This window comes from Galbibacter sp. L-19 (assembly GCF_056857615.1).
Genome location: NZ_JBSXNL010000056.1, coordinates 28,136 through 44,047, shown reverse-complemented (window position 1 = coordinate 44,047; position 15,912 = coordinate 28,136). Strand labels below are relative to the sequence as shown.

Genomic DNA, 15,912 nt, shown 5'->3' with positions numbered 1-15,912 from the left:
TTAGAAATAAGGTTTCTACTTCCTTGTAAATCCTAGGATTTACTGGCGTCAGCAGACACTCCTGATTTCTGCTCAAAAGTCTTGACAGAACCTACTGCTTTTATAAGTGCTATGCACGCAAGAAGGCAAACAAACACCCCTTAAAATGTTAGCTTATTAATAGGATGAATCTTTTAAATGAAATACTGAACACTATTTTTTAGTCTAGTGAAAAATTCAAGAAACTTCATTGCTAAAGAACTTCACTCAAAGGCTTGCAGACAAAGGGCATTTAGTAACCTTTTAAATTTTTTAATTATGAGTACTTTAAAAAATCAAGTGCAACTTATCGGAAACGTAGGGCAAGAACCACAAGTAACCGTTTTAGACAATGGCAAAAAAGTAGCTAGAATTTCCCTAGCAACTAATGAGAACTTTAAAAACTCCAAAGGAGAAAAACAAACCAATACCGATTGGCATCAACTTGTTGCCTGGGGGAAAGTGGCTTCTCTTATCGAAGACTATGTATTTACGGGTAAAGAGATAGCCGTACAGGGAAAACTATCCTCACGTTCCTATGAAGACAAAGAAGGCGTAAAACGCTATGTAACCGAGGTTATCGTCTCAGAGATTTTATTTCTTGGTGGAAACCAAGCAAGTTAAAAAGCAATACAGCAGGTCCCCCGACCTGCTGTATTTAACTATTTCGGATCAATTTAAAATTGAATAGTTATGTTAAACAAAGTTAATGAAATTCAACTCTCGTATAAAGAAAGTTTTTTGACCAGTTGTGAAACAACTATTTCCAGTAGTAGCAAAGCTGCTGCTATTCTTTTACAATCCTTTGATATGAATACCATCGCCTTACAAGAGACTTTTAAAGTCTTATTGTTAAATAATAGCAATAAGGTAAAAGGAATCTATACGCTTTCCATAGGTGGTATCACGGGCACTTTAGTGGATATTAGAATTTTATATGCTGTAATTCTAAAAAGTTTATCTACAGCTGTAATTTTATGTCATAACCATCCCAGTGGCACACTAAAAGCCAGTGAACAGGATAAAGAAATTACACAAAAAATCAAAAAAGCAGGTTCGTATCTTGATGTGAAAGTATTAGACCATATTATTTTAAGCCCCGATGGGAAGTACTTCAGTTTTGCAGATAATGGTTTGTTATAAATTGAATTTTAAAGTATACTATAATGGTCTATTTGAATTACAATAACCTCGATAACGAAACCCAAAATCGGTTGCTTTCCATGTCCAAAAAAGATGTGGAAAATCGATTTGGGAAACAATTAAAGAACTACGCTAGGGAACACTATGTGAGTTATGAATCCCTATTGGAAGAAGAAGCGATACGAAATCTATACAATTATAAGTATGTTTTCAATATCTAAATAGCAAATAACACCAATCACGCCCATCCATTATGATGGGCTTTTTTTATGGGTAATCCCTTGAAATGAGTATCTTTAAAACATAAGGCAACAGCCTTTTTGGTCATAAAAATAGGTTCGTTTTGACAGCTTTCCAAACGAACGATTTGACTTTCCTTATATGACCATATCACACAATTGAAATAAGACACCCACCTTGGTGGGATGTATGAATTTTGTCCCTGCGGGACAAAAAGGAGTAGCAAGAGGATAACACGCGTTGCGGTGTTCCGATTTGTTTTTAGATTTTAATTAATTGATTATCAATTAATTAAAAACAATTTAATTGTGCTGATTTCCAGGGGTTTGCAGCAAAACCTCTGAAACCCATGATAAACAGGTAATTTTTTGCAGCAAAAATGAAGAAATTTTCAACATATGGCTTTTCTGGAATCAATGTCAAGAAAGATATTGCCGAGCGCTTTCGGGCATTTTCCAAAGAAGTTTCCAAATCACATTCGGAAACCTTAGAAGCCATGCTTAACTTTTTTAAGTGGAATAACCTTTCTCCAAATGAGAATCTTGGAGTGAAAAAGGATGATACCAAAAAACGTATTAATGCCCTGATAGCCATCATTCGAAACATTGAAAAAGAGCAAACTCTACCCACCAAAGCAATGTTGGATATTTTATTTCAAGAGGTTTCTCAAATGGAATCCCACAGTAAACAATGGAAAGAACAGGAGGGAAGATTTGATTTTGGTACTCCCGAACTCTTAACCAGAGATGCCGAATTAGAACATTACCGAAATCGTTATGAGCAGATGCAAAAGGAACTGAGTCACTATAAAAATAGGGTAGAGGAGCTATGGAATCAATTAAACTATGTAAAAGGAACTTTTGGAAAAGGATATCATAAACTGGATATGGATAAAAATGAATTGGAAAACTTTAAAAAATCGTTGAATCATGTACATCACCATTACCGCACAAAGTCTTAGTGGGAATTTTGGACAAAGTGCAGCCGCTTTTGTGGATTATCTCGAAAAAGAGAATGAAGGGAAACCCATGCCTGAACTAGAACAGTTTTTTGATCAACATCATAACGAGATATCCGCAGAAGAGGTTATCAAAGAAATTGATAGCAATACAGCTAAACTTAAAAAAACAGAGCCCAAATTTTATTCCATTACATTGAATCCAAGTCAGCGGGAACTTAAAGCTATTGGGGATGCTCCTGAAGCTTTAAAACAGTACACTAGAGAAGCTATGAAAACCTATGCTAAAGCCTTCAATCGGGAAATTGACGGGAAGCCAATAAGTATTGATGATATTAAATATTATGCTAAAGTGGAACGACAACGTACCTTTAAAGAAACCGATAAACAGATTCGGGAAAATCAACCCTATGCCTCTCAAATATTAGAGTTGAAACAGGATATTCGACGGATTGAGCGAGGAGAAGTGCGAGGAAATATTAAAAAGCTTCAAAGACAGATCAATCATCTAGAACAGAAAGTACCACATCAATTGAATGGAAAACGAATTGTTCCTGGGATGCTCAAACCAGGTCCTCAAAGTCACATTCATATTATTGTTAGCCGTAAAGATACATCAAACTGCTATAGCCTTTCTCCAGGCAGTAAATACAAAGCTTCTGAAGTGGAAATGAACGGCAAGATGGTGAAGCGAGGTTTTGATCGGGATGCATTCTATAAGAATGCTGAAAAGACCTTTGATACTTTATTTAATTACAACAGAAATTATGTGGAGCGTTATAAAGCAAGAAAAACCTTTTTAAAAGACCCGAAGCTATACTTTTCCACTATTACAAAACTCCCCACCAACGAAAGGGCTATGGCATTTAAATTGTTACAGAAAACAGGAGTGAATACTTCGTTACTCCAAATTCCAACAAACAAGCTCCAACTTACCATGAAAGCCATCAATACACTGAAAAAGGGGATTGGTAAAGCGATTGAATCCGGATCTATTGGCATATGAATTGGGAATTTGAACATATCATCATTTATATTGTTTGTCCTAGTTTATTTGTAGGAGCAGTAATATATGGGCTGTTGTCAAGTGAAAATCAAGTCCGAATCAATAAGAAATATAAGGTTCGTTTCAAACTGAAAAACGGTAACTTTAAAATTGATAATATCCGAAGAGGGGCTTCTGTTATCGGTTCAGCAGGGAGTGGAAAAACGGAAAGTGTCGTGTATAATTTTTTGCAGCATTTTAGTCAGCATGGGTTTTGTGGAGTCATCCATGATTATAAAGATTTTGAGCTCACTGAAATCGCCTATCCGCTGTTCAAAAACATGGAAATGCCTTTTTATACCATTGCCTTTGATGACATTCATTTTCGAGTAAATCCCATCGCTCCTCATTATCTGCCAAACGAAGAAAGTGTCAATGAAGTCTCCCGAGTCCTTATGGAGAACTTATTGGAACAGAACCTTTCTGAAAACACTGGAAGTAACAAATTTTTCTCTGATGCCGTGGAAGGGCTGCTCAGTGGCATGATATGGAAAATGAAAACAGCGTACCCTGATTTATGTACCTTACCTCACATCATAGCTTTATTTCAAACTATTAACACCAAACAATTGGTAGCTTTATTACAATCCGATCTGACATCCCGAAGTATGGCAAGTGCCTTTATAAGTGGCATCGAATCAGAAAAACAAACCGCTGGAGTAAAAAGCACCCTAGCTAATGCCTTTAAAAAAATTAGCTCCAAAAAACTGTTTTATGTATTGTCCAAAGATGAAGTACCGTTGGATATTAATAATCCAGAACATCCTGCTGTGATCTCTCTTGTGAATAACCCTAAGTATGATTCAACATATTCGCCTGTTATTGCTATGATTATGCATACGATTATTAAACAAATGAGTCTGCGGAATAAAGCATCCTCTTTTTTGCTCATGGAAGAAGCGCCTACTTTGAAGCTTCCCAATATGCATAGAATTCCAGCTACTTTACGGGCTTATGATATTTGTACCGTCTATGTGATGCAGGATAAAGTTCAAAACGATCTGCTGTATGGGGATAAAGCAAGCAAAGCAATTTTAAGTAATTTATCCTACCAGTTTTTTGGTAAGGTGAATGACCCAGATACGGCTAAATATTATGAACGTTTTTTTGAAATTATTAAAACAACAACCCGAAGCATTAGTAAAAGCAGCGGGATGAGTTTTGAAAGTCGCATCACCAAAGGAGAACGGGAAGTATCTAAACGTAGAGCAGAAATATTCTTTAAATTAAAGCAAGGGGAATTTATCGCCTTTGCAGATGGGAAGGATAAAAAGGTGTGTTTTAAATTACAGCCTATTATAAAAGAAAAGCCTAATCAGGAACAGCAGGTATCAGAAACAGACCTGATTATGCATTTTCAGAAAATCCATAGGGAAGTGCAGGCTATTTTTAAAGGGGCTTAAAACGTAGTGCATTTAGAACCTCAATTTATCAAGTTTATTCTTGTCTGCCTATAATTTAAAATGTATTAGAGAGCTTTTAATTTCGTTCTTTTTTATTGGGTTAACTTGTGTTTGACTTGCGAACAATTCCCACTGAGAAACTGCATGATTTACCTGCTCAATGATCCTTTTGGCATTTTTAATGTTCATAGATTTAGCAACAGATAAAAAGTCAGTTACTGTAATGTTCTTTCTTTTCCCATTGATGCTTAATGCATGTTGGCTTACCCATATACTATCTGGTCGATAGGCATGGCAAATATCATAAGCCGGTGCTAATTGCCAGGGTTCTTCTTTTTTTAATAAGAATGAGAAATTTTTGGTGTGATCATCACAATTTCTTGCCAATACATTGAACACCATTCTTCTATAAAGCTCTTCCGCATCTGAATAAGGAAGTCTTAGCTCTCTCATGGTTTGGAATAGTTGTTCGTAGCTGAAACTATTTACCTCGTTAAAATCGTAATGTTTTAAAGCGCAGAAAGTTTGAATATGGTGTTTGGTATTGTTATCCCTATCAAAGCGCTTGGTCATGAAATGAGCCCTGCCATTTTCTTCTAATAACTCACAAGGCATCATATTAATTCCGGCTTCTTTTGCCATCAGATAATAGGCCATTTCTACTCGGCCGTAACCATGCGAATCACCCAATTGAACATCACTTACGCCATCCAGTTTAATGAGCCAATGCTCAAAGCCCTTGGGTACATTGGTTTGTCCGGAACGTACTTCGTTAGTTTTTTCGTTATAGGCTATTACGGCTTTTGGTCTTGCGCCACCAGCCGACGTGCCAATTGTAATAAGTTGTTTTATGGCTTGCTCTTCATCTTTTTTTATATTGGTGCTGAAAGCTTCACGATTTTGGAGCATTTTTTTAGCGATAGTGACCAAGTTATCAAGCTCTATTTTAGTTGTATTCGCTTTGGATTTTAGTGTTGTTGGTTCAAACTCTAGTGCGCCCATTCCTCTGATTCCTATAAAACATAATTGTTCAACAGGGTTCATGCTGTTTTCTGGACGACCTTGCTGTGCCAAGAAAACATTGATTAATTGATTACCATATTTGTCGGGGAGTACATCAGCTAATAACCCTGGCAGACCTTTAAATGTGTTAAAGGCGCTATTCTTCGTAGGTCTGTTTTCCGGGAATGAAAAAATTCTTGATCCAGAAGTTGTTGGTATTTTAAGTGGGGACAGTTCCCATTGGTGATGAATAAATTTGCTGTCGTATTCAAAAAACCCTAATTCTTGTTTTTCGTCCCAAGCTACAGCACCTACAGTTTCTCCCCAAATTTTTACAAAGGCTGTTTTTACCATTCTAGTTCGTTTTCGTTTTGTTGTTTGTTTTTATGTCGTATCCTTTGTTTTTCTGCATGTTCTTTCTTTGCCAAAGCGATTGGACTAATGGGTTCAGTTATTGTGAATGCATCCATGATGTGTAATACGTTTAATGCCCTAAGTACCTGAAGCAAAGTGGACACGGTAACGGTCTCGCCGCGTTCTAATAAACTTAAGGTCGACCGGCTAATATTAGCTCTGTTTGCGACATCCTGTTGAGTTAATTGCTGTTTTATGCGGTGGTGTTTAATAAACTGACCTATGGTTTTGCTTAATACATTATCACTACTAGCATACCAATTATTTTCTAATTTATCATTCATTATAATGCTTTTTAGTTTTTAACGCATGAATAATCATTCAAATATAATGAAAAATAATGAAATAATAGATTAGTTATTTATGATGAATCATTCATTAAACTATTTTAAGTTATTTAATGCATCATATATCATTCAATTTTATTGTTTTACATTAATTAATATATTTATTCTTCATCGGAAAATTGAACTATGCAATTAAGGTTTCAGATACTGAACCTCCAAGAAGGGGGACCTATTTGGGCATAAATGTATATATATACATATAGTTTTGATTTTAATTAAAAAATGATATAAATCCAATCCAAAAAGCAACAGATAACTGAAAACTGCGACTGCACATTGAAAACATGAGACCATTAAGTCAAAACCGTCTTTAGAATATGGAGGTGAGTGACATGCGTTTGAAGAAGGCGTAAAGCTTCAGTTGTTTCAAGTCCATTGGGAGGAGTTTTGTGGGGTGAGCCTTCAAGTGTATATTTTAATTTATCAACTTAATTGCTCCAGTATTTATATCAAAGCCATCTATTATAACCACTTCTTTAATTTTAACAAATTTTTTTCTCAATTCCAGTAAATTTCTAATAATGTTATATTTAAAATCTTTATCATTTTGTATTTTTGAGTAAGACATAAATTGGTTTAATATATTTATTGAAATAAAAATTGGTAATATTTCAATATTATATCTATCACTTATATTTTTAAATGCCTTTGTCAAATTTCTTCCATCATCATAAAAAATACAAATTTTTAAAATCAACGGAAAGTGTTGTGTTTTAGATACAACATATTCATTATCAATTTCACTAGGGGTTTTTATTATAATCTCTTCAGCTGTATTTAATTGTTTTATAGCTTTAACGATAGCATCATTAAATTTAGTCTGTTTAGTACTTAATGTGTATTTCGATTCAATAATTAAAATTGCGTTATTGTAGATAATTAAAAAATCTGAAAACTCTTCTTTATTTATTTTTTTTAATGATGAAAATAACTCAAGGTTTGGTTGATAAAATTTAGAAAGAATGGTTCTGGTTGAAAACTCCTGATTATAACCATGCGTGCCATTTTTTAAATATTCATTGTAATCGAAATATGATTTATTATTAATTAGATTTCGTTCCCAAATCTCATTTTTATCAGCATCAATATAAATAACTTTTTTATCGTATAAGAAGTTAAAATTGTCACACAGCGTAATTTTAAATTCTCTATCTTCATTTTCGATCCATTTAGTAAAAATGTTAATGGAGTTATTTTTATTAAATGTTGAATTTACTATTTGATAATTTGCTTCATTTAGGATTATTAACCTAAAGCTTGTCGATTGAATTAAATCAATGATAATTTTTTCAAAATTTTCAAATCTATTATCTAATTCACTAAAACAATTTCCTCTATAATAAAGCGGGTTATCTTTATTATCTATTATATATAAAGTTACTAGCATTTCATTCTTTGTTAGTAATAAAATTATAGGACATCCTCTTACTAACGCGTCGATTGAACCTGTTGTTGTTTTAATAGACAGGACTACTTCGTTATTTGAATCATAACTTAAAATAAACCCTTGAGATAATTGATGAACTTTTTGAAGTGTTTCTTTATTGTAATTGTGGAAGTGCATATTGAATTATTGGTTTTAAATTCAAGACTATTTGATCATAGTGTATAATAAATGGATTATTTATTTTGCTCCCATTCTAGATCTTCTATTTTCCAAGTGTATTTTTTTACTTCATCAGCAACTTCTTTCAAAGCTTTATCATCATCAACCGACATTAATAATTCATCACTTATTTTATAGAGCGTTTTATATGCATAAAAGGCTCGTTTCCTTAATAATTCAAATCGTTCACTAGAAACCGTTTTATCAACTTCTTTAAGATTCTCGTTACTCCAGTCGAAATCATTTTTTTTAAGTTCAAATTCCATTTCTAAGTGGTTTACAGCTTTAAATCCAAGATTAATTGCTACTCGTTTAGAATTCAAATAATTTTCTTCCCCTATCGAAGCTTCTTCTATAGTTATTCTCTGAACCTCTCTGTCATCATAAAAAATATAAGGAAGAATAGCTCCTTGCAAAGCTTTTGTTAAATAACCCTTTTTTCTATAATTAGGCATCATGTACCAATGTAAATCTCGATACATATCCAGTACAGCTCCGATATATTTATTGGATTCATTTTTTATAAAGTAAAATTGATATGAATGAAAATTACCGACAATAGCATCTGTCGCCTTGGGTTGTTCTGGCCATACCTTAGCAACATACACATTCGGACTGATTTTTCGCGTAAAAATAGATTCGTTCGCCTTTCCAGCATTTAACCGATTGATATATTTTCGAATTTCTTTTTCTGTCATTTTTATATAGTCTATTGAAATTCGTTATCAATTTCTTCTATCATTTTAAACAAATCCTCAGAATTATTTTTTAGTGCCTGTATAAATATCCGTAGTTCATTTTCATCTTCAATTTTATCTCGGATTAAAGCCATATCAAGTCTATTAATAATGTATTCTAATTGGTTTAAAGTGTCTTCCATTCCTGGTAAGGCATTTATTTTAATATACCTTTTCTCTACTTCTGTTTTTATTTCGCATATTGTTTCCTTTATAGTCTTAAAATTAGCTTCAACTAAAGGACAGTTTTTGTGAGAGTGTTCAAATAGTTTTGAAATGTGATAATGGTATGTGTCTGGTATAACACTTTTAATTTCAGCTCCTTTAAATTTAGACTTATGATTTTTAAATTCCTCTTTTAGTTTATTCATAGTTTCTGAAATAATGCTTTTTAATAAATCGGCTTGAGAATTTATACTGTCAATTATATTAATGTCCTCAAATTTTGATTTCTCCCCTGTTTTTGGGAAATAAGAAGCTAATGTAAAACCACCCTTAGATATTGAGGATCTACCAATAAGATGGAAGGAATTATCATTTCCTCTTTTTGTTGGATGTCCGATAGAATCATTGCGGTGTTCTCTAATTTTATAAAGCTCTGGATACTCTGTTTTCCAATTTATTGACTTATTAAATAGTGCTGTTAATAAATTATTTAAAGCATCTTGTTGCAGATTAATAGCTTGTAGGATTCCATAAGTAAAAAGATAGCCACCGTTATATGGACCAAACTCTTCTAAACTTAAATAATAATTCATAGCCTCTTGTGTATCGTCGAATGTGTCCAATGAAGCCCAAATTTTGTTCCACCGTACTTTATCCTGGAAAATCATTTGTCGTTTCCATGGGTGATTTAAAATAGTCCTAATTTCTTTGGTATATTCTGTGGGCATTTTTATTAAGGCTCAAAATGTAAACTAAAGATTGTAAGGTAATAAATAACCTTCAATTTTAGTTACGGAAAACCATAACCCTATAAAACAAAAAAGCCAACTAAGAAAAGTAACATGCACGGAGATATATGTTTTGCGTACTAATTTTCTTTGTAGAAATTTCTGTTTCCTTTTTTGACTGCTTTTAAGTGTCTCCCAAGAATTGATGAAACATCTTTTGAAGCAGCATCGAAATTATAGTCCTCTTTTAACTTTATGACTACTTCCCTTGTGGTTTTTGGAGTTTTAAAAAAGCCATTTTTAATATATGCTTTAATTCTATATGTTAATCTAGATTTTTCTCTCCTTTGAGGAGAAAGCTTGCGTCTAGGCATTATTTTGATATCAAAATCTAATATCTCCTTAGGATGAATATCAATAGCTAAGCAAACTTCCACAAAATAAGAGAAATATGTTTCAGATCCATTCTCTATGTTTGAAATTGTATTGTAAGTGAATCCCGTCATTTCAGCGACATCTTCTATCTCTAACTCCTTAATTTTTCTTTGGTCTCGGATTCTTTTACCAATTATTGACAGTAATTTTTCATTCTTATATCTCATCACATGTCAAATTGACAAATAGATGTAACGATAAAAAATAGTTTCAAATGAAATTTTGTCGTTTTTAATATAATTGCGTATATTTGATATTAGAAATATATTTGCAATTCTTCAAATAGAAAATATTAGAAGCAATTGCTTTGAATCTCGAACGGAAAACTGGTACTTTTTAGCAACGAGATGATAAGTAAGATGCTCACGTCTTATGGCGTGGGCTCACTTATTGTTGCATGGTATACCAGTACCGCCGTTCAATAAGCTGAGTTCCATGCCTTTTTATATTTATAATTTAGGCTTACTCAACTATTCTTAGCATAGGTTTCTTGGTTAATAGAAGCGTTGCTTTAATGCATGGTTTTAAAATATGACAAACCAAGTAAAGAAATGTATCAGGAATAGAGGGTTAAATATTACCAAGGCACAGTATAATGAGGCCTTTACGGTATACCATATCCTTTATCCTAAAAAACCAAAGTGTCCTATTTAGGATACTCATTTGTTACAGGAGTGACGTTATAATTTAGGTTAGGTTATTGCTTGTCGATGTTTATTATTGAAGTAATAGACATCTTAGCTTTACTGTGCCACGGTACTTCATTACATTTTTTCTCCTGTAATTAATCACTACACATATTTCATGGTATCCGGCCATGTGACGAAATCTTTTGAAATTAAATAATAATCCTTACTGAGGTAAGGGGGGTGCTATGTATTTATTTAAAACAATTGCCTATGGAATAATTATTTGAATTAGCTGGGTATATCAGGTGGGTGTAAATCCTGTGTCTTTATAGGTAGCCTGCCTAGGTATACTATCATAGCTAGTATGGATAAACTATATAAACCTAATTGGCTATGATAATAATGAAAAGTTAACAATCAATTAAAAGCCGTTTATATATGTCAAAAAGAAACCCTCCAATCACTTTGACGGGTTACTGGAGGGCAAATTCAATTAAAACGAAGTTTAATTAAACGTATTCAAAATTATGAAAAATACCTTTTTAAACAAGGTAAAAGGACTGCTTATTTACTCCCTTTATGTAACCTTGACGCTCTTGACAATGCATACTTGGGCACTACCTATTTCTAACAATATAAGCCTTACAGTTATACAACAGCAAATTAAAGGTAAAGTTGTTGATAAAAATGGCATTCCTATAGCAGGAGTTAGTATTCAAATTAAAGATTCGAATAAAGGAAGTGTGTCAGACTTTGATGGTAGCTATACCATAGAAGCGGCAATCTCAGATATTTTAGTTTTTTCAGCCTTGGGCTATGAAACACAAGAACACCTTGTTGGCAATCAAACCACCATTAATATGACACTTAAAGAAGATGTAACAGCTTTGGGTGAAGTGGTGGTAAATGCCGGGTACTATACGGTTTCTGAGAAAGAACGAACTGGAAATATCTCTAGTATATCAGCTGTTGATATAGAAAAACAACCTGTCAACAATCCTTTGGGAGCCATGCAGGGCTATATGCCTGGTGTTAATATTGTTCAAACCACCGGAGTGCCTGGCGGTGGCTATGATATTGAAATCCGTGGAAAAAACTTTATAAACGGAAATACTGAACCTTTATTTATTATAGATGGTGTTCCTTATGGAGCTAGTTCCTTAGGTGCAGGAGAACTAGCGGGGGAAATTAATGGTGGAAATATTAGTCCGCTTAATGCCATTGATATGGCGAATATTCAAAGTATTGAAGTGTTAAAAGATGCGGATGCCACCGCAATATACGGTTCCCGTGGGGCTAATGGTGTCGTATTGATTACTACCAAAAAAGGTCAGTCCGGAAAACTAAAAACACAAGTAAATATAAGTAGTTCTCTAGGACATGTTACGCATTTTCTGGACTTAATGAATACAGAACAGTATTTGGAAGTACGTAGAGAGGGTATCATTAATGATGGTTTTGAGAACTATTTAAGTGACCCCTCATTCGATTTTGCATGGCCAGACCTAAAGTCATGGGGTCAAAACAGGTATACCGATTGGCAAAAAGTACTCATAGGCAATACAGCTTACAGAAACTTAGCAACTATTACCCTATCGGGTGGTAGCGAACAAACCCAGTTTAACATGGGTGGAAGTTATCAAAAAGAAACTACTGTTTTTCCTGGCGATTCAAGATATAAAAAAATATCAGGGTATAGTACATTGAGCCATCGTACCTCAGATGATAAGTTTAAAGCAACCGTTTCTATCAATTACATCCTTGAAGACAATAATTTACCACGAGCAGATTTAACGCCTAAAGCTTATAAATTACCTCCAAATGCTCCAGCATTATATACTGATGAAGGTGAAATTAATTGGGAGAATAATTCATGGGATAATCCCATGGCATCATTACTGGAAGAATATAATGCACAAATAGCCACTATTATGACAAATGCCAATATTTCATACAACTTTGGTTCTGGTGTGTCGTTTAAAACTAACTTAGGCTATACAGATTACAAATTAGAATCCGATAGAATATTACCTAACACTTCTAGAAACCCAAGTTTTGGTTTTACTCCTGAGCAAAATTCATCAATTAATACCAATCAATCAAAACGTACCTCTTGGATTGTGGAACCGCAGTTGAGTTGGGATTCTAGTTTTGGTAAAGCAGCATTGAATATTCTTGTAGGAAGTACATTCCAAGAACAAAACACCTCGCAATTAATATTGAGAGCCAGAGGATTTCCAAATAACAGTCTTATCTATAATCTTGCAGCAGCCAATTCTCTTGAAACATTGAGGGACGTGGATAGTGAATATAACTATAATGCACTTTTTAGCCGTATAAATGTGAATTATGATGGTAAGTATATTTTAAATTTAACGGGACGTAGGGATGGATCATCACGCTTTGGTCCAGGAAAAAGATTTGGAAATTTTGGAGCCATTGGTGCTGCTTGGTTATTTTCTGAAGAGTCTTTTTTACAAAGCCTTAGTTTTTTAAGTTTTGGTAAATTGAGAGGTAGCTATGGCAGCACAGGGAGTGACAACATAGGAGACTATAGATATTTAAATACATATAGTGTTACGGGTCAAAATTATGATGATGCAACTATTATTGAGCCTACAGGTGTATTTAATCCCGTATTCGGCTGGGAAACAAATCGCAAATTAGAAGCGGCTTTAGAATTAAGTTTTTTGAAAGATCATATTATTTTGAATACCTCATGGTATAGAAATCGTTCTTCTAATCAACTTGTGGGAATACCACTAGCCGCAACTACTGGTTTCTCGTCCATGACTGGAAATTTTGATGCTACGGTTGAGAATACCGGATGGGAGTTTGATTTTCGCTCAGTGAATTTTAAAAATTCTGATTTTAAATGGACAACCACTTTTAATCTTTCACTTCCTAAAAACAAACTCATTGCTTTTCCAGGCCTTGAATCATCCACGTTTTCTAACCGATATATCATTAGGAAGCCATTGACTATGGTACGTTTATACCATTCTTTAGGGGTTGACCCAGAGACGGGTCTTTATGAATTTGAAGATTATAATGAGGATGGTGAAATTCGCCCTTTAGACGATAAACAATGGATAGAAGACCTTGCCCCTAAATTCTTTGGGGGATTAGGGAATACATTAACATACAAAAACTTCACACTTGATTTTTTCTTTCAGTTTAAAAAACAAAAAGCGTATAACCAATACAGAGGAGCAAATTCTGCCCCAGGTTTTATGGAAAACAAACCGTCTTCTTTATTTGATAGGTGGCAAAACGTTGGTGACATCGCGCCAATAATGAAATCTACTGCATCCTTAATCTCAGTAGGCCCTACAAGAGGTTATTTCAGCGAAAGCAATGCTGTAATATCTGATGCATCCTACGTTCGTTTAAGGAATGTTACGCTTACCTATAAAGTTCCCAATACATTAACCAGAGGTTTAAACGCTAATGTATATATACAAGGACAGAATCTTTTGACCATAACAAATTATGATGGGCCAGATCCTGAGCAGGACTCTCAGCTTACACTACCACCATTACGCCAGATAACCCTTGGAGCACAATTAACTTTTTAATCTAAATATTGAAATCATGTTACATTCTACATATAAGCATAAAAAGAACTGGAACGAAATCCTAATTTTCATATTGGAATATAGATTTCAAAAATGGTTATTAGTCTTAATGACAACCATCACTCATTATGGATGTGAATCATTTGTCGATTTAGACCCTCCAAAAAACTTACTCGCTTCTGAAACAGTATTTGAAGATGTAGCTACTGTAAAATCTGCCATGGCAAACATCTATTTTAATATGCGTGATAACAGCCTACTTTCAGGAAGTTCAGGATTAAGTATCCATTTAAGTACCTATTCGGATGAATTAGATTATTATTTAACAAACGAGAATTATTTGCAGTTTTATCATCATACTATTACGGCTACCAATTCATATTCAAGTGCATGGTGGAGTGATACCTATAATCTAATTTATGCGGCCAATGATGTGATTGAAGGATTAGCAAATTCAACTGTATTAAATAGTAATGACCGTAATCACTATATGGCACAAGCCTTATTTGTTCGAGCCTATTTGCATAGTCTTTTATTACAGCTTTATGGACCTATACCATACATAAATACAACAGATTATATCGTTAATAATACGGTTAGTCGTGATACAGAGGAAGAAGTATATCAGTTCATTATTTCAGATTTAAATCAAGCGATCCAGCTTTTTGATGATAATCAGGTACATGAAGAACGTGTAGTTCCAAGTAAGATAGTTGCGAAAGCACTATTGGCACGAATTTACCTCTTTACTCAACAATGGGCACTTGCAGAAACCATGGCAAGTGAAGTTATAAGTGCTGGTGAATATCTATTAGAACCCGATATCACTACTGTTTTTTTAAAAGAATCTCGTGAAACCTTATGGCAATTCAAACCTAATGGAGTAAGCCACGAAAACACCTATGAAGCAAATCAATTTATTATTCAAATGATACCAGGTCAGACCTTCTCTTTCAGTGATTCCTTTTTGGAGTCTTTTGAATCTGGAGACTTGAGAAGAACGCATTGGGTTGGCACTTTTACTAGTGATGAAGGGGTGACCTTATTTTATCCTTTTAAGTACAAAGAAACATTTAATTCTACTGATGCTTCTTTAGAATACTCAGTTGTATTTCGATTAGCCGAGCAATATCTAATACGTGCTGAAGCCCGAACACATTTGGGAACTATTGCTGGAGCTCAATCTGATTTAAATATGATCCGTAATAGAGCTGGATTATCGAATACTACAGTAATGACTGAAAGTGATTTACTAACCACCATTTGGCATGAACGAAAAATGGAACTTTTTACAGAATTAGGACAACGCTGGTTTGATTTGAAAAGGACGAACCGAGGAGCTGAAGTTTTAAGTCAAATGAAACCTTCATGGAACGATACAGATTATCTGTTTCCTATTCCAACAGCAGAACTCGAATTAAACCCAAACCTACAACCACAAAATGATGGTTATTAATCCAAATA

General features: G+C 34.0%; 14 protein-coding genes. 8 read left to right on the top strand and 6 right to left on the bottom strand.

What is annotated here, in order from left to right:
* Nucleotides 1-297: 297 nt before the first annotated feature.
* The 6 genes from AC13CQ_RS10540 to AC13CQ_RS10515 all read left to right on the top strand — a co-directional run bounded on the left by AC13CQ_RS10540 (nucleotide 298) and on the right by AC13CQ_RS10515 (nucleotide 4,807).
* A complete protein-coding gene (locus AC13CQ_RS10540; RefSeq protein ID WP_008610593.1) occupies nucleotides 298-642 on the top strand; it encodes a single-stranded DNA-binding protein in 345 nt (114 codons plus the stop codon).
* Nucleotides 643-711: 69 nt separating this feature from the next.
* A complete protein-coding gene (locus tag AC13CQ_RS10535) occupies nucleotides 712-1,161 on the top strand; it encodes a JAB domain-containing protein (RefSeq protein ID WP_482882880.1) in 450 nt (149 codons plus the stop codon).
* 23 nt (nucleotides 1,162-1,184) lie between these two features.
* Nucleotides 1,185-1,382 (top strand): hypothetical protein, encoded by a 198-nt coding sequence (locus AC13CQ_RS10530; RefSeq protein WP_482882879.1) that lies wholly within the window; start codon nucleotides 1,185-1,187, stop codon nucleotides 1,380-1,382.
* 398 nt (nucleotides 1,383-1,780) lie between these two features.
* Nucleotides 1,781-2,362, top strand: a complete 582-nt coding sequence (locus AC13CQ_RS10525) for a BfmA/BtgA family mobilization protein (RefSeq protein ID WP_482882878.1) — start codon at nucleotides 1,781-1,783, stop codon at nucleotides 2,360-2,362.
* Nucleotides 2,331-3,365: a MobB family relaxase gene (gene mobB / locus AC13CQ_RS10520; protein ID WP_482882876.1), complete on the top strand. Its 1,035-nt coding sequence runs from the start codon at nucleotides 2,331-2,333 to the stop codon at nucleotides 3,363-3,365. Before AC13CQ_RS10525 ends, mobB begins: the two co-directional genes overlap by 32 nt.
* Entirely contained in the window at nucleotides 3,362-4,807 is a 1,446-nt protein-coding gene (locus tag AC13CQ_RS10515; protein ID WP_474507560.1) for a type IV secretory system conjugative DNA transfer family protein, read from the top strand. The genes mobB and AC13CQ_RS10515 overlap by 4 nt, the downstream gene beginning before the upstream one ends.
* 48 nt (nucleotides 4,808-4,855) lie before the next feature.
* Here AC13CQ_RS10515 and AC13CQ_RS10510 read toward each other — a convergent pair whose 3' ends face one another.
* The 6 genes from AC13CQ_RS10510 to AC13CQ_RS10485 all read right to left on the bottom strand — a co-directional run bounded on the left by AC13CQ_RS10510 (nucleotide 4,856) and on the right by AC13CQ_RS10485 (nucleotide 10,408).
* Nucleotides 4,856-6,163, bottom strand: coding sequence for a type II toxin-antitoxin system HipA family toxin (locus tag AC13CQ_RS10510; protein WP_474507561.1), 1,308 nt, complete (start codon nucleotides 6,161-6,163; stop codon nucleotides 4,856-4,858).
* The gene (locus AC13CQ_RS10505; RefSeq protein WP_474507562.1) at nucleotides 6,157-6,507 is read right to left on the bottom strand and encodes a helix-turn-helix domain-containing protein; all 351 of its coding nucleotides are present in this window, start codon (nucleotides 6,505-6,507) and stop codon (nucleotides 6,157-6,159) included. The genes AC13CQ_RS10510 and AC13CQ_RS10505 overlap by 7 nt, the downstream gene beginning before the upstream one ends.
* A 478-nt stretch (nucleotides 6,508-6,985) precedes the next feature.
* On the bottom strand, nucleotides 6,986-8,134 hold the full coding sequence (locus AC13CQ_RS10500) for a hypothetical protein (protein WP_474507714.1): 1,149 nt from the start codon (nucleotides 8,132-8,134) through the stop codon (nucleotides 6,986-6,988).
* Between the two features lie 56 nt (nucleotides 8,135-8,190).
* On the bottom strand, nucleotides 8,191-8,874 hold the full coding sequence (locus tag AC13CQ_RS10495) for a hypothetical protein (protein WP_474507414.1): 684 nt from the start codon (nucleotides 8,872-8,874) through the stop codon (nucleotides 8,191-8,193).
* Between the two features lie 11 nt (nucleotides 8,875-8,885).
* Nucleotides 8,886-9,806, bottom strand: coding sequence for a hypothetical protein (locus AC13CQ_RS10490; protein ID WP_474507415.1), 921 nt, complete (start codon nucleotides 9,804-9,806; stop codon nucleotides 8,886-8,888).
* A 140-nt stretch (nucleotides 9,807-9,946) separates the two neighbouring features.
* The gene (locus tag AC13CQ_RS10485) at nucleotides 9,947-10,408 is read right to left on the bottom strand and encodes a helix-turn-helix domain-containing protein (RefSeq protein ID WP_474507416.1); all 462 of its coding nucleotides are present in this window, start codon (nucleotides 10,406-10,408) and stop codon (nucleotides 9,947-9,949) included.
* A 989-nt stretch (nucleotides 10,409-11,397) separates the two neighbouring features.
* On the opposite strand from AC13CQ_RS10485, the gene AC13CQ_RS10480 reads away from it, so the two are divergent.
* Both AC13CQ_RS10480 and AC13CQ_RS10475 read left to right on the top strand, forming a co-directional pair.
* Entirely contained in the window at nucleotides 11,398-14,448 is a 3,051-nt protein-coding gene (locus AC13CQ_RS10480; RefSeq protein ID WP_474507417.1) for a SusC/RagA family TonB-linked outer membrane protein, read from the top strand.
* Between the two features lie 16 nt (nucleotides 14,449-14,464).
* Nucleotides 14,465-15,904, top strand: coding sequence for a RagB/SusD family nutrient uptake outer membrane protein (locus AC13CQ_RS10475; protein WP_474507713.1), 1,440 nt, complete (start codon nucleotides 14,465-14,467; stop codon nucleotides 15,902-15,904).
* Nucleotides 15,905-15,912: the final 8 nt, after the last annotated feature.

Coding starts and splice junctions, on each gene's coding strand:
- AC13CQ_RS10485 (WP_474507416.1), bottom strand. CDS start 10,408: ATGAGATATAAGAATGAAAAATTACTGTCAATAATTGGTAAAAGAATC.
- AC13CQ_RS10490 (WP_474507415.1), bottom strand. CDS start 9,806: ATGCCCACAGAATATACCAAAGAAATTAGGACTATTTTAAATCACCCA.
- AC13CQ_RS10540 (WP_008610593.1), top strand. CDS start 298: ATGAGTACTTTAAAAAATCAAGTGCAACTTATCGGAAACGTAGGGCAA.
- AC13CQ_RS10495 (WP_474507414.1), bottom strand. CDS start 8,874: ATGACAGAAAAAGAAATTCGAAAATATATCAATCGGTTAAATGCTGGA.
- mobB (WP_482882876.1), top strand. CDS start 2,331: ATGTACATCACCATTACCGCACAAAGTCTTAGTGGGAATTTTGGACAA.
- AC13CQ_RS10475 (WP_474507713.1), top strand. CDS start 14,465: ATGTTACATTCTACATATAAGCATAAAAAGAACTGGAACGAAATCCTA.
- AC13CQ_RS10505 (WP_474507562.1), bottom strand. CDS start 6,507: ATGAATGATAAATTAGAAAATAATTGGTATGCTAGTAGTGATAATGTA.
- AC13CQ_RS10535 (WP_482882880.1), top strand. CDS start 712: ATGTTAAACAAAGTTAATGAAATTCAACTCTCGTATAAAGAAAGTTTT.
- AC13CQ_RS10480 (WP_474507417.1), top strand. CDS start 11,398: ATGAAAAATACCTTTTTAAACAAGGTAAAAGGACTGCTTATTTACTCC.
- AC13CQ_RS10515 (WP_474507560.1), top strand. CDS start 3,362: ATGAATTGGGAATTTGAACATATCATCATTTATATTGTTTGTCCTAGT.
- AC13CQ_RS10500 (WP_474507714.1), bottom strand. CDS start 8,134: ATGCACTTCCACAATTACAATAAAGAAACACTTCAAAAAGTTCATCAA.
- AC13CQ_RS10525 (WP_482882878.1), top strand. CDS start 1,781: ATGAAGAAATTTTCAACATATGGCTTTTCTGGAATCAATGTCAAGAAA.
- AC13CQ_RS10530 (WP_482882879.1), top strand. CDS start 1,185: ATGGTCTATTTGAATTACAATAACCTCGATAACGAAACCCAAAATCGG.
- AC13CQ_RS10510 (WP_474507561.1), bottom strand. CDS start 6,163: ATGGTAAAAACAGCCTTTGTAAAAATTTGGGGAGAAACTGTAGGTGCT.